The sequence below is a fragment of the Nocardioides sp. genome (genome assembly GCF_047607365.1).
Lineage (GTDB): Bacteria > Actinomycetota > Actinomycetes > Propionibacteriales > Nocardioidaceae > Nocardioides.
On the sequence record NZ_JASGDD010000201.1, the window covers coordinates 1 to 18,858 of the forward strand.

Annotated in this window: 15 protein-coding genes; 5 read left to right on the forward strand and 10 right to left on the reverse strand. The window is 71.2% G+C overall.

Features of this window, described 5'->3' with window-relative positions; genetic code table 11:
• The 5 genes from QM572_RS15495 to QM572_RS15515 form a co-directional block, all read right to left on the reverse strand.
• Positions 1 to 511 (reverse strand): biotin/lipoyl-binding protein (locus tag QM572_RS15495; RefSeq protein ID WP_415094686.1); only part of this gene is annotated, 511 nt, incomplete at its 3' end.
• Positions 508 to 1,449: a hypothetical protein gene (locus tag QM572_RS15500; RefSeq protein WP_415094688.1), complete on the reverse strand. Its 942-nt coding sequence runs from the start codon at positions 1,447 to 1,449 to the stop codon at positions 508 to 510. The genes QM572_RS15500 and QM572_RS15495, both read right to left, overlap by 4 nt.
• Positions 1,450 to 1,457: 8 nt before the next feature.
• Positions 1,458 to 2,687, reverse strand: coding sequence for an ABC transporter permease (locus tag QM572_RS15505; RefSeq protein WP_415094690.1), 1,230 nt, complete (start codon positions 2,685 to 2,687; stop codon positions 1,458 to 1,460).
• Entirely contained in the window at positions 2,684 to 3,385 is a 702-nt protein-coding gene (locus QM572_RS15510) for an ABC transporter ATP-binding protein (protein WP_415094692.1), read from the reverse strand. Before QM572_RS15510 ends, QM572_RS15505 begins: the two co-directional genes overlap by 4 nt.
• Entirely contained in the window at positions 3,382 to 4,557 is a 1,176-nt protein-coding gene (locus tag QM572_RS15515) for an efflux RND transporter periplasmic adaptor subunit (protein WP_415094694.1), read from the reverse strand. Before QM572_RS15515 ends, QM572_RS15510 begins: the two co-directional genes overlap by 4 nt.
• Before the next feature lie 111 nt (positions 4,558 to 4,668).
• Between QM572_RS15515 and QM572_RS15520 the strand changes: the two genes are divergently transcribed.
• Complete coding sequence (locus tag QM572_RS15520) at positions 4,669 to 5,277, forward strand: DUF3043 domain-containing protein (protein WP_415094696.1); 609 nt, start codon at positions 4,669 to 4,671, stop codon at positions 5,275 to 5,277.
• 4 nt (positions 5,278 to 5,281) lie between these two features.
• On the opposite strand, the gene QM572_RS15525 is transcribed toward QM572_RS15520, so the two are convergent.
• Positions 5,282 to 5,797 (reverse strand): class I SAM-dependent methyltransferase, encoded by a 516-nt coding sequence (locus tag QM572_RS15525; RefSeq protein WP_415094698.1) that lies wholly within the window; start codon positions 5,795 to 5,797, stop codon positions 5,282 to 5,284.
• Between the two features lie 68 nt (positions 5,798 to 5,865).
• On the opposite strand from QM572_RS15525, the gene dapB reads away from it, so the two are divergent.
• The 3 genes from dapB to QM572_RS15540 all read left to right on the forward strand — a co-directional run bounded on the left by dapB (position 5,866) and on the right by QM572_RS15540 (position 11,372).
• Complete coding sequence (gene dapB, locus QM572_RS15530; protein WP_415094714.1) at positions 5,866 to 6,609, forward strand: 4-hydroxy-tetrahydrodipicolinate reductase; 744 nt, start codon at positions 5,866 to 5,868, stop codon at positions 6,607 to 6,609.
• A 75-nt stretch (positions 6,610 to 6,684) separates the two neighbouring features.
• Positions 6,685 to 9,462 (forward strand): Ig-like domain repeat protein, encoded by a 2,778-nt coding sequence (locus QM572_RS15535; RefSeq protein WP_415094700.1) that lies wholly within the window; start codon positions 6,685 to 6,687, stop codon positions 9,460 to 9,462.
• Entirely contained in the window at positions 9,459 to 11,372 is a 1,914-nt protein-coding gene (locus QM572_RS15540) for a hypothetical protein (protein ID WP_415094702.1), read from the forward strand. The genes QM572_RS15535 and QM572_RS15540 overlap by 4 nt, the downstream gene beginning before the upstream one ends.
• A gap of 10 nt (positions 11,373 to 11,382) precedes the next feature.
• Here QM572_RS15540 and QM572_RS15545 read toward each other — a convergent pair whose 3' ends face one another.
• From QM572_RS15545 to QM572_RS15560, 4 genes are all read right to left on the reverse strand, one after another.
• Entirely contained in the window at positions 11,383 to 12,642 is a 1,260-nt protein-coding gene (locus QM572_RS15545; RefSeq protein WP_415094704.1) for a M16 family metallopeptidase, read from the reverse strand.
• The gene (locus tag QM572_RS15550; protein WP_415094706.1) at positions 12,639 to 14,894 is read right to left on the reverse strand and encodes a polyribonucleotide nucleotidyltransferase; all 2,256 of its coding nucleotides are present in this window, start codon (positions 14,892 to 14,894) and stop codon (positions 12,639 to 12,641) included. The genes QM572_RS15545 and QM572_RS15550 overlap by 4 nt, the downstream gene beginning before the upstream one ends.
• A gap of 154 nt (positions 14,895 to 15,048) precedes the next feature.
• The gene (gene rpsO, locus QM572_RS15555; RefSeq protein ID WP_415094708.1) at positions 15,049 to 15,324 is read right to left on the reverse strand and encodes a 30S ribosomal protein S15; all 276 of its coding nucleotides are present in this window, start codon (positions 15,322 to 15,324) and stop codon (positions 15,049 to 15,051) included.
• Between the two features lie 137 nt (positions 15,325 to 15,461).
• Positions 15,462 to 17,462: a PTS mannitol transporter subunit IICBA gene (locus QM572_RS15560; RefSeq protein WP_415094710.1), complete on the reverse strand. Its 2,001-nt coding sequence runs from the start codon at positions 17,460 to 17,462 to the stop codon at positions 15,462 to 15,464.
• Positions 17,463 to 17,613: 151 nt separating this feature from the next.
• Here QM572_RS15560 and QM572_RS15565 point away from each other — a divergent pair, with 151 nt between their 5' ends.
• Positions 17,614 to 18,672 (forward strand): zinc-dependent dehydrogenase, encoded by a 1,059-nt coding sequence (locus tag QM572_RS15565; protein ID WP_415094712.1) that lies wholly within the window; start codon positions 17,614 to 17,616, stop codon positions 18,670 to 18,672.
• The last annotated feature ends 186 nt before the right edge of the window (positions 18,673 to 18,858 follow it).

Sequence of the window (18,858 nt, forward strand, 5' to 3'; positions counted from 1 at the left end):
GCTGCGCGGCGAGCTCCGTGGCCGCCTGCTGCGCCGCGGCGGCGGCCGCCGCGGCCTGCGCCTTGGCCTTCTTGGCGGCGGCCTTGGCGGCCTTCTTCGCCTTCGCCGCGGCCGCCTCGGCGTCGTCCTCGGCCTCCTCGTAGTCGGCCTGCGCCTCCTTGTCGCTCGCGAGCTGCGCCTTCGCGGACGCGACCGAGGCCTCGGCCTTCGTCACCGCCGCCTGGAGATCCGTGGTGTCGAGCCGGGCGATGACCTGGCCCTTCTTGACCGTCGAGCCCAGCGAGACGCTCAGCTTGGAGATCGTGCCGGACGCGGTGAAGGCGAGGTCGGCCGAGGAGGTCCGCTCGAGCGTTCCCGAGAGCGACAGGGTCTGCTCGACGTCGGCGGCGGTCACCGTCGCGACGCGGTAGTTCGGCGAGTCGTCGGCCGCGGCGGCGTACGCCGCCCAGCCTCCGCCCGCGATGACGGCCACCCCGGCGACGCCGGCGGCGGCGAGCTTGCGTGGGCTCACGCGCCACCACCCTGGCCGCTCTGACCGCCTTGGCCGCCACCCATGCCGCCGCGGCCGAAGCCGGTCGTGCACTCGCCGTCGGTCGCCTGGCTGACCGCGATGCTCGTCGCCGTCAGGGCGCCGGTGTCGTCGGTGTCACCCATGGCCGTCACGCAGACGCCGGTCTTGACCGCCTGGGAGGTGGCGCTCTCGGTGGTCGTGTACGTCGTCGAGTCATCGACCGTCACGCTGACCGAGCTCGTGGTGGTCGAGGCCGACGAGGACGCGTCGGAGCCGGGAGCGCCCATGCTGACCGCCTCGACGGTGAAGCCGCTGGCCGAGACGGCGGTGACGGTGCCGAAGGTGCCGAATCCGCCGCCGCCCTGGCCGCCGCCGGGACCGCCGGAGGCGTTGCCGCCGGGGCCGCCGCTGGCCATGTCGGAGGGCATGTCGGTCGGCATCCCGGAGGGCGCGCCCGAGGGGGCGCCGCCGCCCTGGCCACCGCCGCCTCCCCCGAAGCCGCCACGGGTGCAGGTGCCGTCCGAGCCGGCCTCGGTGATCGTGACCGAGCCGGCCGCCACCGTGCTGGAGTCGCTGCTGTCGCTCGAGGTGTCGGCCGGCGTCACCTGGACGCACGAGCCGACCGTGACCGCGGAGAGCTTGGCGGAGACCTGCGCGGTGAACGTGGTCGAGTCGGTCCAGGTCACCGCGACCTGGCCGGACTGCTGGCTCTGGACCTGGGCCGTCGAGCCGCTGACGTCGGCGACGAGCCCGCTGGCGCCGGGGAAGCCGCCCTGGCCCGCCTGGTCGGTCGAGCTGCTGCCGCCGTTCGCGCTCTGCGAGGAGGAGCCGGTGGCGGTCGACGCGTCCGAGCCGCCGCCGCAGGCCGCGAGCAACGCGAGCGAGGTGACGGCGAGACCGGCGAACGCCGGGCGGAGGAGGGTGCGGGAGGTGGACATGGTGGTTCCTATTCGCTTCGGAGGGCGTCGATGGGAGTGAGTCGGGCAGCGCGGCTGGCGGGATAGACGCCGAAGCCGATGCCGAGGGCGAGCGAGGTGCCGAGCGCCCCGAACGTCGCCAGGAGGGACATGGAGACCGGCTGGTCGATCAGGTCCGGGAGGACCCAGGCGCCGACGTAGCCGATCAGCACGCCGATCAGGCCGCCGGAGAGGCCCAGCAGCGAGGCCTCGACCAGGAACTGCCGCCGGATCAGCGACGGCGCGGCGCCGAGGGCCTTGCGCAGGCCGATCTCGCGGATGCGCTCGGTGACCGAGACCAGCATGATGTTCATGACGCCGATGCCTCCGACCAGCAGCGAGATCGCCGCGACGCCCGCCAGCAGGACGGTGAGGGTCTTGTTGGTCGAGTTGGCCGTAGTGACCAGGGACGCCTGGCTCGAGATCGAGAAGTCGGCGTCGTCGGCCGTCACGCCGTGGACGTTGAGCAGCAGGGCGTTGATCTCCTGGTAGGCGCCGCTGAGCGTCTCCTGCGACTTCCCCTCGACGTAGATCGTCGAGACGCTCGACGTGGTCGAGCCGGTGAGCCGCTTCTCGGTCGAGATCGGCATCACGACGACGTCGTCCTCACTGGTCCCGGAGGACGAGGTGCCGCTGCTGGACAGGACCCCGATCACGGTGAGCTCGGCGCCGTCGATCTCGACGGTCTGGCCCACGGGGCTCTCCGGCGTGCTGAAGAGCTCGGAGGCGGCGTCGGCGCCGAGGACCACGACGTTGGCCCCCGAGTCGACCTCGCTCGTGGTGAAGAAGCGCCCCGAGGAGACCTCGCGCGCCCGCACCTCGAGCCAGGCGTTGGTGGTGCCGACCAGCGACGACGTCCAGTTGGTCTCCCCCGCCGTGACCGAGGCGCTGCCGGAGGCCACCGGGGCGACCTGCTTCACGTCAGGCGCGACGGTGCTGTCGGCGATCGCGTCGGCGTCCTCGAGCGTGAGCGTGGTCGCGGAGCCGAAGCCGCCGCGCGTGCCGGAGCTGCTCGTCGACGAGCCGGGGCTCACGATGAGGAGGTTGGATCCCAGGGCGCTGATCTGCTTCTTCACCTCGTCCTGGGCGCCCTGGCCCAGGCCGACGGTGAGGATGACCGACGAGATGCCGATGACGATGCCGAGCATGGTCAGGATGCTGCGCAGCCGATTGGCCCGGATCGCGTCGGACGCGGTCCGGAAGGTCTCTGCCCAGTTCATGAGATCGTCCCCGCTCCCACGAGGTGGTCGTCGGTGATGAGGCCGTCGCGGATGACGAGGTTGCGGCCCGCGCGGGCGGCGACCTCGTGCTCGTGGGTGATGAGCACGATGGTGCGGCCGGCACCGTGGAGCTCGTCGAGGAGGCCGAGGACGGCCTCGGTCGAGGCCGAGTCGAGGTTTCCGGTCGGCTCGTCGGCCAGGATGATGTCCGGCTCGGTCACCAGGGCGCGGGCGACCGCCACGCGCTGCTGCTGACCGCCGGAGAGCTCACCGGGCCGGTTGGCGATCCGGTCGCCGAGGCCGACCTTCTCCAGTGCGGCGACGGCGCGAGCCCTCCGCTCGGTCCGGCCGACGCCGGCGTAGATGAGCGGGAGCTCGACGTTGCGCCAGGCCGGGAGCGACCGGAGCAGGTGGAACTGCTGGAAGACGAAGCCGATCCGCCGGTTCCGCACGTGGGCGAGCTGGGCCTCCGACATGGTCGAGACGTCCTCGCCGCCGAGGAGGTAGGTGCCCTCGGTCGGGATGTCGAGGCAGCCGAGCAGGTTCATCAGCGTCGACTTGCCGGAGCCCGACGGGCCGATCACGGCGACGTACTCGCCCTCGGCGATCTCCATGTCGATGCCGCGGAGCGCCTCGAACTCGATGGAGCCGGACCGATAGGTCTTGCGTACGCCGTCGAGCGCGACGACCGCGCTCACGAGCCGCCTCCGCCGAAGCCGCCCTGGCCTCCGGTCATGCCGGACGGGGGCTGGAAGTTGCTCATGTCGCCCATGTCGGGCATCTGCTGCTGGTCGGAGTCGCCGCTGCCGCTGCCGCCACCGGCGGGCATGCTGAAGCCCGGGACCTGGACGACGTCGCCCTCGGCGAGCCCCGAGGTGATCGCGGTGGTGTTGCCGTTGGTGTCGCCCACGGTGACGACCTGCTTGACCGCCTTGCCGTCGACGACCTTCATCACGTAGGTCTCGTCGCCGTCGGTCTGGAGCGCGCGGCTGACCACGGAGATGACGTCGTCGGTCTGCTTGACGACGATGGACGCGGTGACGCTGACCCCGCTGAAGAGGTCGGTCCGCTTCCCGGTGACCTTGATCGTGACCGGGAAGACCGCCGCCCCGCTGCTGTTGGTCTCCGCGACCAGGCCGACCGACTGCACCGTGCCGTAGACGGTCTCGTCGACGCCGGTGACGGTGAGCTCGGCCTGGAGGCCCTTCTTCACCGAGTCGATGTCGGCGCTGGCCACCGTGGCGTCCACGAGCCAGGTGCCGCTGTTGACGATGCTGACGGCGCTCGACGAGGTGGTGCTGCTCGAGCTGCTGGAGCTCGAGCTGCCCGATCCGCTGGAACCGACACTGTCACCGACCTCGAGGTCGAGCGCGGTGACAGTGCCGGAGATGGTGGCGCGAAGGGTCGCGTTCTCGACGTCCTCGTCGGCGGCGTCGACGCTCGCCTGGGCGGAGACGATGTTGGCCTTGTCGGAGGCGATCTGGACGTCGCTGGCGTCGTCGTCCTCGTCGTCGTCGAGCTGCGACTCGGCGGCCTCGAGCTGCGCGACCGCGGCGGTGCGCGTCGCGACCAGCGAGGAACTGTCGATCTCGGCCAGGGCCTGGCCCTTGGTGACCTTGTCACCCTCCTCGACGAGGACGGCCGTGACGGTCCCGGACACCTCGAAGTCGAGGTCGGCCGTCTTCGCCGGGGAGAGCGTCCCCGACGCCGAGACGGTCTGCTTGACCGTCTCGGAGGTCACCGTCGCCGTCGTGGTGGTCGACGCGCTCGCGCTGCTGTCGTCACGCAGCCAGAGCCAACCGCCGCCGCTCGCGGCCAGGACCAGGATCACGACGAGCGTGATCCACCACTTCTTCCGTATCCATCGCACGACGAGGACTCTGAGGGTCCGATCTGAGAAACCTCTCGTGCTCTTGCTGAGACGCCACTGTGAGGTGCGTGAGATCGAGGTGCGGGAGGGTGGGTGAGGTAGGGTCCAGGCGTGTTTGGCCGTAAGTCCGCGACCCCCTCCACGACCGGCTCCGCCGAGACGTCGATCATGCCGACGCAGGCCGGGCCGACGGCCGGCAAGGGGCGTCCCACGCCCAGCCGCAAGGAGGCCGAGGCGGCGCGGCTGGCCAAGGTGCGCAAGCCGCGCACGCGCAAGGAGGCGGCGGCCGCCGAGCGCGCGCGTCGCTACGAGTCCAGCAGCAAGATGCGCGAGGCCATGCGCACCGGCGACGACCGCTATCTGCCGGCGCGGGACAAGGGACCTGTCCGGCGCTTCGTCCGCGACTTCGTCGACTCGAAGTTCACGATCGCCGAGCTGGTCCTGCCGCTGCTGGTGGTCACCCTGGTCCTCGGCTGGAGCGGCAGCACGAAGCTGGCCGTCTTCGCCAATCTCTTCATGACGCTGCTCCTCGTCGTGACCGCGGGCAACCTCGCGATCCTGGGCTTCGGCCTGCGCCGCGAGCTGCGCCGGCGCTGGCCCGACCTCAACCGCCGTGGCCTGACCTACTATGCCCTCGTGCGCACGCTCCAGCTGCGGATCCTGCGGATGCCCAAGCCCCAGGCCCGGATCGGCCAGCAGCTTTCCGACACCTACCGCTGAGACGCTACTTCTTGGCGATGAGGCCGATGACGGCGGGAGTCTTCTGGTCGACGACCGACACGCGGAAGCCGGCCTTCTGGAGCTGACGCGAGGCGTTCTCGACGATCGTCGGCACCTGCTCGCGGTGGGTGGACTCGTAGAAGAGGAAGACCGCGCCGCCGGGGAGCAGCCGCTCGTGGAGGAGCGCGATCTCCTCGGTCGCCTCCCGCACCCAGAACAGGTTGACGTTGAACGCGAAGACCTTGTGCAGCCGCTTGACCGGGACCCGCAGGGTGGCGAGGTCGATCTGACGCACGGTGAGCCGTCCGGCAGCTACGAACTGCGCGCAGCGGCGCTTCGTGCGGTCGACCCCCGCCTCGGAGCGGTCGATCGCGAAGAGCCTGCCGGTCTCGAGGCGGGCGCAGATGAGCTCCGCTCCGGCACCCGGGCCGCAGCCGACCTCGAGGATGTGGTCGCCGGGGCGGACATCCATGAAGTCCACCGCCCAACGGATCCTCGCGGGGATTGTCTGCACCGGCATGGAGGCAAGACTGCCAGATCGGCCACAGCGGTGGGGGGACCGGTAGGGTCTGGCGCGTGACGAGGCCTGTGACGCGTGTGGCCGTGCTCGGCGCCTACGGAAAGCTCGGCTCGGCGATCAGCGAGGGCCTGGAGCGAGCCGACGGGATCGAGCTGGTCGCGAAGGTCGGCAGCCACGATCCGCTGACCGACGTGACCGACGCCGACGCCCAGGTCGTCGTCGACGTGACCAGCCCGGACGCCGTGATGGGCAACCTCGAGTTCGCCATCGGCCACGGCCTGCACGCGGTCGTCGGCACCACCGGATTCGACGACGAGCGCCTGGCCGGCCTGCGTGCCCGACTGGCGGAGCACCCGGAGGTCGGGGTCGTGATCGCGCCCAACTTCTCCATCGGCGCGCTGCTGATGATGCGCCTGGCGGCGCTGGCAGCGCCGCACTTCGAGTCCGTGGAGATCGTCGAGCTGCACCACCCGACCAAGGCCGACGCGCCGAGCGGCACCGCCCGTCGTACGGCGGAGCTGGTGGCCGCCGCCCGGCGCGTCGCCGGCCTCGGACCCGTCCCCGATGCGACGACCCAGCAGCTCGACGGCGCTCGTGGCGCTGTCGTCGACGGCATCCACGTGCACGGACTCCGCGTGCGGGGCCTGATCGCCCACCAGGAGGTCCTGCTGGGCGGTCCCGGCGAGACGCTGACCATCCGGCACGACAGCCTCGACCGGGCCAGCTTCGTGCCCGGCGTGATCGCCGGCATCGACGGTGTGCAGCGCACTCCAGGGCTCACGATCGGGCTGGAGGGCTATCTCGGCCTGTAGTCGCGAATTGACAGCCACGCCTGAAGGTTTGGTTAGGCTGTCCTAATAATTCGTGAATACGTCAGAAAGGCCGTCATGTCCGACGCCACCGTGTCCCGCCGGGGCACCGCACTCCTCTCGGGTCTTTCTCTCGCCGCCGGAGCCCTGCTCCCGCTCGCTCTCACCCCCGCGGCCGACGCCGCCGACACCGACGGCCGGCCCACCGAGCTGCTGCGCTGGCAGGGCGACGTGTCGAGCGCCACCGGCGCCGCCCTCGCCCAGGGGCCGTGCGACGTGAACGGCGACGGCTACGACGACACCACCGTCGGCGCCTGGTTCTGGGACAAGGCGGACAAGTCCAACATCGGCGCCACCTACGTGCTGCTCGGCTCCGACCACGTCAACGGCACCTCGCTCGCCAACCCCACGACCGCCGGCGCCGTCAGGATCGACGGGCCTGAGACCGCGAACGCCTTCACCGGCTTCGCCGTGGGCTGCCTCGGCGACGTCAACGGCGACGGGTACGACGACATCGGAATCAGCCACTACACCGCCGAGAAGGTCTACGTCGTGCTCGGCGCCGAGGACTTCACCCCGGTCAGCCTGAGCGCCCTCGGCGACCGTGGCTACGTGGTGGCCGGCGACCCGGCCGGCGCCGCCAACACCGGCTACTCGGTCGCTCCCGTCGGCGACGTCAACGGCGACCACCGCGCTGACTTCGCGGTCGCCGGCATCGTGGCCGACACCCAGGGCCGGACCAACAACGGCCGGATGTGGATCGTGGCCGGCCAGGACGACATCGCCGACGTGTCCCTCGCCTCGCCCGCCGACGGGCAGATCATCGCCACCATCGACGGGGCCAGCTCGGAGGAGCGGCTCGGCGTCGCCTCCAGCGTCGGCGACGTCAACGGCGACGGCCGCGACGACATCCTGCTCGGCTCCTACACCGCGACCCCGTGGGGGTCCTCGGTCGCCGTGCCCGGCGCCGCGTACGTCGTGTGGGGCGGCGGCCCGAGCCAGGTCGACCTGGCCGCCCTCGGCACGGCCGGCTTCCGGATCAACGGGCCGCTGCGGCAGCGCGACCGGCTCGGGATCAGCGTCTCGGGCGCCGGCGACCTCAACAAGGACGGCCTCGCCGACCTGCTGATCGGCGCCGACGGCGTGACCAACAGCAGCACCGGCAACCGCAGCGGCGGCGCGGCGGTGGTCTTCGGCTCGGCCTCCACGGCGACCGTCTACACCGACCCGACCGCCACGACCAGCGTCTACACCTGTGCCACGGCTCCCGCCTCGGCCACGTCGGCGACCTGCCCCACCACGGACGACGTCCAGCCGCGCGGCTACTGGATCAACGGCGAGGTCACCTCCGACTCCGCCGGCTACTCCGTCAGCGCCCCCGGCGACGTCAACGGCGACACGGTCCCCGACCTCCTGATCGGCGCCTACGGCTTCGACCCGGTCAACCCCGCGGACACCACCAAGACGATGTCCGGCGCCGGCGCGGCGTACGTCGTCTTCGGGAAGGGCACCACCGAGAGCCAGTCCCTCGCCGGGCTCGCGTCCAGTGCGGGCTATCGCATCGACGGCACCGCCGCCGGCGACCGGTTCGGCCGCCAGGTGGCCGGGCTCGGCGACGTCGACGGCAACGGCAGCACCGACTTCGCGGTCGGCGCCGACTTCGCCAACCGCGGCGGCGCCCAGGCCGGCGAGGTCACGCTCGGGCTCGTCGGCACGCTGCGCTCGGCCACCGAGCTCGCCTCCTCCGTCGCCACGACCAAGCCGGGCCAGGCGGTCACGCTGACCGCGACCGTCGCGAAGCTCGCCGGCGCGACCAACTCGCCGACGGGCACGGTCGCCTTCGCGGACGCGTCCGGAACGATCGCCGGCTGCGAGGCCGTCGCGCTCGCGTCGGGCTCGGCCACCTGCTCCTACACACCCGCCACCGCGGGCACCGCGAGCCTGACCGCCACCTACTCCGGCGCCACCGGCCTGGCGCCGTCCACGTCGAGCGCCACCGCGCTCACGGTGACGCCGTTCACCTCGAGCGTGCAGATCACCGCGCCCGCGATCAGCACCTACGGGACGGACTGGGAGGTGGCCGCCACCGTGAGCAGCACCGGGTCCACCAAGCCCACCGGGACGGTCACCTTCGAGGTGGACGGCACGACCTACGCCGCGACGCTCGACGGCAGCGGACGGGCCAGCGCCACGATCCCCGGCACGGCCACCAAGGCCGGCACCGCCACGATCACGGCCGGCTACGGCGGCGACGCCGTCACCGCGAGCGGCACCGCCACCCCGACCGCCATCACGATCACGAAGTCCAGCACGAGCCTGACACTCGCCGCCCCGGCCGCGACCACCTACGGCACCGCCTGGCAGCTGAGCGCCACCGTGACCGGCCGGACGGGCACGCCGACCGGCACCGTCTCCTTCGCGATCGGCGGCGCCACCTACAGCGCCACGCTGGACGCCGACGGGCACGCGACCGCGACCATCCCCGGCACCGCCGCCGCTCCCGGGTTCGCCCTCGTCACGGCGACCTACGACGGCGACTCCGTCGGGAGCACCAGCACCGGCTCCGCCCTCGTCCGGGTGGGCAAGGCGGCCTCCACCACGGTCGTCAGCGTGCGCAAGGCCCGCAAGGGCAGGCGCACCGTCGTCACCCTGCAGGTGGCGAGCGCGGCCGAGGTGTCGGGCACGGTCCGCATCGGGGTCAAGGCCCGCGGTCTCGTCGTGACCCAGGCCGGCCCGAGCGCGAAGACCATCACGCTCCCCCGCCTGCGCCGGGGCCGCCACACCCTGGTGGTCACCTACGCGGGCTCGGCGACCGTCAGCGGCTCGACGGCGCGCGTCAGGTTCGTGGTCCGGTGAGGCGCCCGCGCCGGACGATCCGGGTGCTCGCCCTCGCCACCGCCGGCGTGGCGTTCGCACTCGCGATGCCTGCCCTCGTCTCGGCCCTGCCCGGAGCCCATCCCTACACCGGGCAGGCGGGCGAGGCCGCCCCGGCCGCCGGCGGCCGGAGCACTGCGGGGATGACGCACGAGGCCGCCTCGAGCGGCTCGACCAGCGCCGCCACGGCGGCGCGGTCGACCGCCCGGCCCAAGCTGGCGGTCACGACCATGCAGGCCGGCGTGGCCGCCGACCGGGTGGTCACCGTGCAGCTCTCGTGCAGCGCGGCCCGGACCTGCCGCGGGACCCGCTGGCTGGTGCTCGGCTCGGCGACGAGCAAGGTGGGCTACCGGGTCCGCAAGCGCCACCTCGCGACGGTCCGGTGGGTCCTCACCGCGAGCCAGTACGCCGCCATCCCGGCGACCGGAACGACGCGGGCCACGATCGCCGTCCGTGAGGCGAGGCCGCGGTCGCTGGCCGTGCGGCGGTACACCGTGGCGCTGTGGCGCTCGCCGCAGGGCGTCGTCGCGAGTCCCGCCGCCCCGACCGACGGCCCGACGGCGACCCCGACCAACAGCCCGACGGAGACACCCACGGAGGCACCCACCGAGACACCCACGGAGACGCCCACGGAGACGCCCACGCCTCCGGCGAGCGTGGCCACGGCGTCCTACGCCTACTCCGACCGCAACTGGACGCCGACGTCGTCCGACACGTGCTCAGCCGCGGTGCACGCCGAGTACACCGTGGTCGGACCCGACGACAAGCTCTACCCGACCTGGCACCCGGCGGTCGCGACCGACCCCGCCACCGGCGAGAGCTGCACCTTCGGGCACGAGCACGGCGACGACCCCGCCACCTCGGACATCTACGACCTCGTCGTGGACCAGTTCCGCTCGCCGGACTTCCCGGACCGGGCCGGGATCCCGTTCGGCTATGTCGCCGAGCAGCTCACGGCGTACGCCGGAGAGCACGCGGAGATGTCGACCCGGCACGAGGACAACGTCGGCCACAAGGTGATCGTCGCCAACGACGTGAAGCTGGTGGCGGCGCAGCCGCGCGGCTACGTCTACACCACGGACGCGTCCGGGGAGCGGGTGCCGGTCACCTGCGACTTCCTCATCGTCGTCCACCAGGGGTCGCACTCGGCCGATGCGACGATGAACAACGCGCACGAGCTGATCTACGCGATGGCCTGCAACGACGGCACCCAGCTGGTGACCGCGACGATGTCGCGGTTCGGCGATCCCAACCAGTTCAACCGGTCCTGCGACGCCTCCACGGTCGTGACCACCGGCGGCAGCACGCTGCCGTCGGGCGAGGGCGGGGCGCGACTGATCCCCGACCAGGCCTGCATCAACCAGTACGTGCTGGTCGACCCCACCAAGAGCGGGTCGCACAGCGACCCGTGGGGCATCTACGAGGTCTGGAAGTCCGCCAACACCCTCACGGCCGACGACGGGAGCACGCTCGCGACCTTCGACCCGTGGTTCGGGGTGCGCAACCCGAGCCGCTACTTCAAGTCGACCGGCGTGATCGGCTACCCGGTCACGGCCGCCTGGGAGACGGACTCCTCCGACAACGGCGTCACCAACGCCGAGCCGTGGCTCTCGCTGATGTCGCAGACGCCGTTCGGGCAGACCGACCCGCGGTCGCCGTTCGACGGGTCGGAGCGCGACTACTACCTCGGGCAGTCGCAGGTCTCGAACGCCGGCGGCCCGACGACGTGGTACACCGACCCCTACGGCGGCCACGGCAGCCCGGTGCCCTTCGTGGGATCGGTGCGCCAGCTGGTCTCCTCGACCAGCACGGCCTACCCGACGCTCGAGCGGCGGATCTTCGACCAGCAGACCGACTTCGGCGAGGGGCAGCACGTTCACGCCCCCAACTGACGCCGGGGGTCTACGGGCCGACGACGGCGAGGAGCTCGGGGCGGGAGAACACCTCGGCCGCGATGGCGTTGGCCTCGGCGAGGGTGACGGCGCCGATCCGGTCGAGGACGGCGTCGATGCTGAGCGTGTCGGCGTGGGTGAGCTCGGCCTTGCCGAGCCGCGACATCCGGCTGGCGGAGTCCTCCAGCCCCAGCACCAGTCCCCCGCGCAGCTGTCCCTGGCACATCGCCAGCTCCTCGGCGGTGATGCCGTCGGCCGCGAGCCGCGCCAGCTCCGCGCGTACGACGGCGAGCGACTCCTCCACCTTGCCCGGCAGGCAGCCGAGGGCGACCCCGACCAGCCCCGTCTCGGCGTGCGACGAGGCGAAGGAGTAGACCGAGTAGGCCAGGCCGCGGCGCTCGCGCACCTCCTGGAAGAGGCGTGAGCTGGTCCCGCCGCCCAGGGCCGTGGTGACGACCGACAGCGCGAACCGGCGGTCGTCGTCGCGGGCGAGGCCCTCCATGCCGAGCACCAGGTTGACCTGCTCGAGCGGCTTGCTGACGGCCACCTCGCCCGGGTGCACCACGACCGGCGAGCCGGTGCGGCACGGACGCGGCGCCGCCACCCCGCCGAGGAAGGCGCCGAAGGCCTTCTCCACCTGGGCCACGACGTCGTCGTGCCGCAGGTTGCCCGCGGCGGCGACGACCATGGCCTCGGGCCGGTAGTGCTCGCGGTAGAAGCCGACGACGTCCTCGCGGCTGAGCGCCTCGATGGACGACTCGGTGCCGGCGATGCCCCGGCCCAGCGGCGTGTCCGCGCCCCATGCCTGCGCGGCGAAGAGGTTGTGGACCACGTCGTCGGGGTCGTCGTCGTGCATGGCGATCTCGTCGAGGATCACCTCGCGCTCGGCCTCGACGTCGTCGGGGGTGAGCAGCGAGGAGGTGATCATGTCGCCGAGCACGTCGATCGCCAGCGGCAGGTCCTCGTCGAGGACCCGCGCGTGGAAGACCGTGTACTCCTTCGCCGTGAAGGCGTTGAACTCCCCGCCGACCGCGTCGAGGGCGAGGGAGATGTCGAGCGCCGAGCGGGTCGGGGTGCCCTTGAAGAGCAGATGCTCGAGGAAGTGCGAGCAGCCGTGCAGGGCGGCCGACTCGTCACGCGAGCCGACGCCGACCCATACCCCGACAGCAGCCGAGCGCACGCCGGCCATCTCCTCCGTGACGACCCGGAGGCCGCTGGGGAGCGTGGTCCGGCGTACGCCCGGCGTCAGCTCTGTCGTGGAGCCGGTCACTCGTCGGTGGACTCCGCGCTGCCGGCGAGCGGAGCGTCGGTGGGCTCCTCGGCGGCGTCGGAGGGGTCGCTCTCCTCGACCACGGGGGCCAGGGAGAGCTTGCCGCGGTCGTCGATCTCGACGATCTCGACCTGGATCTTCTGGCCGACCTCGACCACGTCGTCGACCGACTCCACGCGCTTGCCGTCGTTGAGGGCACGCAGCTTGGTGATGTGGAGCAGGCCGTCCTTGCCCGGGAGCAGGGAGACGAAGGCGCCGAAGTTGGTCGTCTTCACGACGGTGCCGAGGTACTTCTCGCCGACCTCGGGCATCGTCGGGTTGGCGATCGCGTTGACCGCGGCGCGCGCGGCCTCGGCGGCCTCCCCGTTGGTGGCGCCGATGTAGACCGTGCCGTCGTCCTCGATCGAGATCGTGGCGCCGGTGTCCTCCTGGATCTGGTTGATCACCTTGCCCTTCGGGCCGATGACCTCGCCGATCTTGTCCACCGGGACGCGGACGGAGATGATGCGCGGCGCGTGGACCGACATCTCCTCGGGCGCGGAGATGGCCTCGTTCATCACGCCGAGGATCGCGAGACGCGCGTCCTTGGCCTGGGTCAGCGCGGCGGCGAGGACCTCGGCGGGGATGCCGTCGAGCTTCGTGTCGAGCTGGAGGGCGGTGACGAACTCCGAGGTGCCGGCGACCTTGAAGTCCATGTCGCCGTACGCGTCCTCGGCGCCGAGGATGTCGGTGAGGGCGACGTACGTCGTCTCGCCGTCGATCTCGCCGGAGATGAGGCCCATGGCGATTCCGGCGACGGGCGCCTTGAGCGGCACGCCCGCCTGGAGCATCGAGAGGGTCGACGCGCAGACCGAGCCCATCGAGGTGGAGCCGTTGGAGCCCATCGCCTCGGAGATCTGGCGGATCGCGTAGGGGAACTCCTCGCGGCTCGGGAGCACCGGCAGGAGAGCGCGGCGCGCGAGCGCGCCGTGGCCGACCTCGCGGCGCTTCGGGGAGCCGACCCGGCCGGTCTCGCCGGTGGAGAACGGCGGGAAGATGTACTTGTGCATGTAGCGCCGGTGCTTCTCCGGCGACAGGGTGTCGAGCTGCTGCTCCATCTTGAGCATGTCGAGAGTGGTGACGCCGAGGATCTGCGTCTCGCCACGCTCGAAGAGCGCGGAGCCGTGGACCCGGGGCACGACCTCGACCTCGGCGTGCAGCGGACGGATGTCGGCGAGGCCGCGGCCGTCGATGCGGACCTTGTCGCGGAGCACCCGCTCGCGGACGTACTTCTTGTTGACGCTGCGGTAGGCGGCGCCGATCTCGCCCTCGCGGCCCTCGAAGTCGGCGCCGATCTTGTCGAGCAGCGCGGCCTTGATCTCGTCCAGGCGCGCCTCGCGCTCCTGCTTGGGGCCGATCTGGAGCGCGGCGGCCACGTCGGCGCCGACGGCGCCCTCGACGGCGGCGTAGACGTCGTCCTGGTAGTCGAGGAAGATCGGGAACTCCGCGACCGGCTTGGCGGCCTGCTTCGCGAGCTCGACCTGCGCCTCGCAGAGCTGCTTGATGAAGGGCTTCGCGGCGTCGAGGCCGGAGGCGACGATCGCCTCGGTCGGCGCCTTGGCGCCGCCCTGGATGAGGTCCCACGCCTGCTCGGGCGCCTCGGCCTCGACCATCATGATGGCGACGTCGCCGGTCTCGGTGACGCGGCCGGCGACGACCATGTCGAAGACGGCCTCCTCGAGCTGGCTGTGGGTCGGGAACGCGACCCACTGGCCGTCGATGAGGGCGACGCGGGTGCCGCCGACGGGGCCGGCGAAGGGCAGGCCGGAGAGCTGGGTCGACATCGACGCGGCGTTGATCGCGAGCACGTCGTAGGGGGTGTCGGGGTTGAGCGCCATCACGGTGATGACGACCTGGACCTCGTTGCGCAGGCCCTTCTTGAAGGTCGGGCGCAGCGGGCGGTCGATGAGGCGACAGGCGAGGATGGCGTCCTCGCCGGGCCGGCCCTCGGAGCGGAAGAAGGAGCCGGGGATCTTGCCCGCGGCGTACATCCGCTCCTCGACGTCGATGGTGAGCGGGAAGAAGTCGAAGTGGTCCTTCGGCTGCTTGGAGACGGTGGTGGCGCTCAGCAGCATGGTGTCGTCGTCGAGGTAGGCGGTCACCGAGCCGGCGGCCTGGCGGGCCAGGAGGCCCGTCTCGAACTTGACGGTGCGCTTGCCGAACTTGCCGTTGTCGAGAACGGTCTCGACGGCGGAGATGACGGGTTCAGTCACGATGTTCTCTTGTTCTCTTGTTCGTACGTCGGGGCACTCGTCTGACTGCGGCCCCGCGAATTGGACTGTGATTTCGCGCTCAAGCCTACAAGCACGACACCCCCGGCACCGAATGACGGTGTCGGGGGTGTCGTGACTCAAGCGAAGGTGGCGATCAACGCCGCAGGCCCAGCCGCTCCACGATGCTGCGGTAGCGGCTGATGTCCGTCTTCTGCAGGTAGTTGAGCAGGCGACGGCGCTGGCCGACGAGCAGGAGCAGGCCACGACGGCTGTGGTGGTCGTGCTTGTGCTGCTTGAGGTGCTCGGTGAGGTGCGAGATGCGGTGCGAGAGCAGCGCGATCTGGACCTCGGGCGAGCCGGTGTCGCCCTCGGACGTGCCGTACTCGGCGATGATCTTCTTCTTGGTCTCCGCGTCAGTGCCGATCGACATACTGGCGACTCCTATCCCCCATTGCTGGGCCTCGTTGCACGGCGCGCCCGGGCCTGTTCACCGGGGCACTCTCGATCCGTGGCCGCGTCACACGGCATGTCGCCCGCACGGGCAACCTGAAGAGGTTAGCAGCGCCACTACACCGGGACCACATCCAGAACGGCGAGCACCTCCTCCGGGGTGGTCGCGCCGCGGAGCCGCGCGACGCGCTCGGGGTCGGCGAACGTCTCGGCGATCCTGCTCAGCAGGGCGAGGTGGTCGTCGCCCGCTCCGGCGATGCCGAGGACGAACTCGGCCGGCTTGCCGTTCCAGTCCAGCGGCTCGTCGTACCGCACGAAGGAGATGGCGCTGCGACGGATGGCGGACTTGGCCTCGTTGGTGCCGTGCGGGATCGCCAGGCCGTTGCCCATGTAGGTCGAGACCGACGCCTCACGCTCGTGCATGGCCTCGATGTAGGAGGACTCGGTCGCGCCGGCGGCCACCAGGAGCTGGCCGGCCTCGGTGATGGCGCCGTCGCGGGTCTTCGCCGCGCCGCCGAGCACGACGGAGGTCGGTGCGAGGATCCCACGGCCGGCGCTCGCCACCGCAGGCTCGTCGGTGCGGGGTCCGGGCATCGCGGCGCTCTGCCCGACGAGCTCCACGATCTCGTCGTAGCGCGGGCTGGCCATGAAGTTGTCGACGGAGACGTGCAGCGCCGACGGGGTCCTCTCCCGCGCCCGGGCGGTCAGGTCCTGGTGGGTGACCACCACGTCGTAGGTGTCGGTCAGGCTCGAGATGGCCTTGTTGACGACCGTCACCTCGGCGTGACCGGCAGCGCGGATCTTGTTCCGGAGCACCGATGCCCCCATCGCCGAGGAGCCCATGCCGGCGTCGCAGGCGAAGACGATGGAGCGGATCGTCCCGCTCCGGTCCGCGCCCAGGACCGACGACGCGACCGATCGCCTCCCCTTCAGCTGCTCCATCGATGCCGTGGCGGCGGTGAGGTCGCCCTCGTCCTCGTCCTTGTCGGTCTTGAGGAGGACGGCGGCCACCCCGAAGCTGACGGCCGCCGCGAAGACGACCGAGCAGGTCACGCCGACGAGACTCCCGGCGGGCGCCTGCAGCCAGACGGCGATGATCGATCCGGGGGCGGCCGGCGCGCGCAGGCCCGAGTCGAAGACCAGGTTGGTGCCGACGCCGGTCATGCCGCCGAGGATCATGGCGAGGATCAGCTTGGGCTTCATCAGCACGTAGGGGAAGTAGATCTCGTGGATGCCGCCCACGAACTGGATCAGCGCCGCGCCGGGCGCGGACGCCTTGGCCACGCCGCGTCCGAAGACCATGAACGCGAGCAGCAGCCCGAGGCCGGGGCCGGGGTTGGCCTCCACCAGGAACAGCAGCGACTTGCCCTTCTCCACCGCCTGGTCGGTGCCGAGCGGCGTGAAGACGCCGTGGTTGATGGCGTTGTTGAGGAACAGGACCTTCGCGGGCTCCACGAAGACCGACGTGAGCGGCATCAGGTGGTTGTCGACCAGGAAGTCGACGACCTTCTCGGCGCCCTTGGAGAACTGCTCGACGAACGGCCCGGCGAGGGCGAAGCCGCCGATCGCGAGGATCATCCCCCAGATGCCGGCGGAGAAGTTGTTCACCAGCATCTCGAAGCCCGGCTTGATCTTGCCGTCCCACACGAGGTCCCACTTGCGCATCGACCAGCCGCCGAGCGGACCCATGATCATCGCGCCGAGGAACATCGGCACGTCGGCGCCGGTCACGGCCCCGATGGTGGCGATGGCGCCGACGACGCCACCGCGGACGTTGTCGCCGCCGTACGCCATCCGGCCGCCGGTGTAGCCGATGAGGATCGGCAGGAGGTACGTGATCATCGGCCCGACGATCCCGCCGCCGTCGGCATCCCATCCGCCGAGCGCGGAGACGAAGCCGTAGTCGTACTGACCGTCCTCCAGGCCGGGCGCGTAGCCGAAGATCTTGTCGCCGATCAGCGTGATCCAGCCGGACTGGATGAACAACGCCGTGATCAGGCCCCAGGCGATGAAGGCGCCGATGTTCGGCAGCACCATGTTGGACAGATGCGTGCCGAACTTCTGCACGCGGAGTCGCGCACCACTGCGGGCGCGGGGATCGATGGCGGTGGAGGCCATGGACGTTCCTCTCTGGTTCCGAGCAGCGTGATCTGCATCACGTGCGAATGAGAGCAGTGTGCGCCCGTTCGGGCATGTTGCCAAGCATTCGGGCAGGATTTTCTGTCCGTTATTGTGGCTTTTGCTGCTGTCCGGGGCTAGCGTGACCGCCATGAAGGCACTCCGCTTCTACGCGCCCGAAGACGTCCGACTCGAAGACATCCCCGAGCCCACGTGCGGCCCGGGCGAGATCAAGCTCAAGGTCCGCAACTGCTCCACCTGCGGCACCGACGTGAAGATCTTCAACAACGGCCACCAGAACCTCACCCCGCCGCGGACGATCGGGCACGAGATCGCCGGGGAGATCGTGGAGGTCGGCGCGGAGGTCAACGACCGCCACGGCTCCGCCTGGCAGGTCGGCGACCGCGTCCAGGTCATCGCGGCGGTGCCGTGCGGGGAGTGCCACGAGTGCCGCAAGGGGTGGATGGCGGTCTGCCAGAACCAGACGTCGGTCGGCTACCAGTACGACGGCGGCTTCGCCGAGTTCATGATCGTCCCGAGCCAGGTGCTCGAGGTCGACGGGCTCAACCGGATCCCCGACAACGTCGGCTACGACGAGGCGTCGGCCGCCGAGCCGTTCGCCTGTGCGATCAACGCCCAGGAGCTGCTCGGCATCGAGCCGGGCGACACGGTCGTGGTCTTCGGCGCCGGCCCCATCGGCTGCATGCACATCCGGATCGCGCGCGGCGTCCACGACGCGGGCCCGATCTACCTGGTGGACGTCAACGCCGAGCGGCTGGCGATGTCGGCCGACGCGGTCAAGCCCGACGAGATCATCGACGCCTCCCAGGTCGACGTCGTCGCGCGGGTGATGGAGCTGACCGGCGGCCGGGGCGCCGACGTCGTCATCACCGCGACCGCCGCGAACCTCACCCAGGAGCAGGCGATCGCCATGGCCGCCCGCAACGGCCGGATCTCCTTCTTCGGCGGCCTGCCCAAGACCGACCCGACGATCACGTGCGACTCCAACGTCGTGCACTACCGCCAGCTGCACATCCACGGCGCCAACGGCTCCGCGCCGGAGCACAACAAGCGGGCGCTGGAATACATCTCCACGGGTCAGGTGCCGGTCAAGGACCTCATCACCCGGCACATCCCGCTCGACGACGTCCTGAGCGCCTTCGACATCGTCAGAGGTGGCGAGGCGATCAAGGTCACCGTCGAGCCGTGACGTACCCGCGGGACCGAGTCCCCGGTTAACCGGGGACTCGGGAACTTCTCGGCCGGTGCACACCCCGAGAAGTTCCACTCCTGCCCGTCCACTGTGGCGGGTGGGACGGTAGTGACTCAGCCGAGGAGGGCGCGTACGGCGGCGCGGCCGGCCTGCGGGTCGGCCGCGGCGAGCGCGGCCTCGGCC

Bases quoted from the DNA above. Each gene is read 5' to 3' on its own strand.
- QM572_RS15500 (WP_415094688.1), bottom strand. From the start codon at position 1,449: ATGTCCACCTCCCGCACCCTCCTCCGCCCGGCGTTCGCCGGTCTCGCC.
- QM572_RS15505 (WP_415094690.1), bottom strand. From the start codon at position 2,687: ATGAACTGGGCAGAGACCTTCCGGACCGCGTCCGACGCGATCCGGGCC.
- QM572_RS15525 (WP_415094698.1), bottom strand. From the start codon at position 5,797: ATGCCGGTGCAGACAATCCCCGCGAGGATCCGTTGGGCGGTGGACTTC.
- QM572_RS15565 (WP_415094712.1), top strand. From the start codon at position 17,614: ATGAAGGCACTCCGCTTCTACGCGCCCGAAGACGTCCGACTCGAAGAC.
- rpsO (WP_415094708.1), bottom strand. From the start codon at position 15,324: ATGTCGATCGGCACTGACGCGGAGACCAAGAAGAAGATCATCGCCGAG.
- QM572_RS15535 (WP_415094700.1), top strand. From the start codon at position 6,685: ATGTCCGACGCCACCGTGTCCCGCCGGGGCACCGCACTCCTCTCGGGT.
- QM572_RS15560 (WP_415094710.1), bottom strand. From the start codon at position 17,462: ATGGCCTCCACCGCCATCGATCCCCGCGCCCGCAGTGGTGCGCGACTC.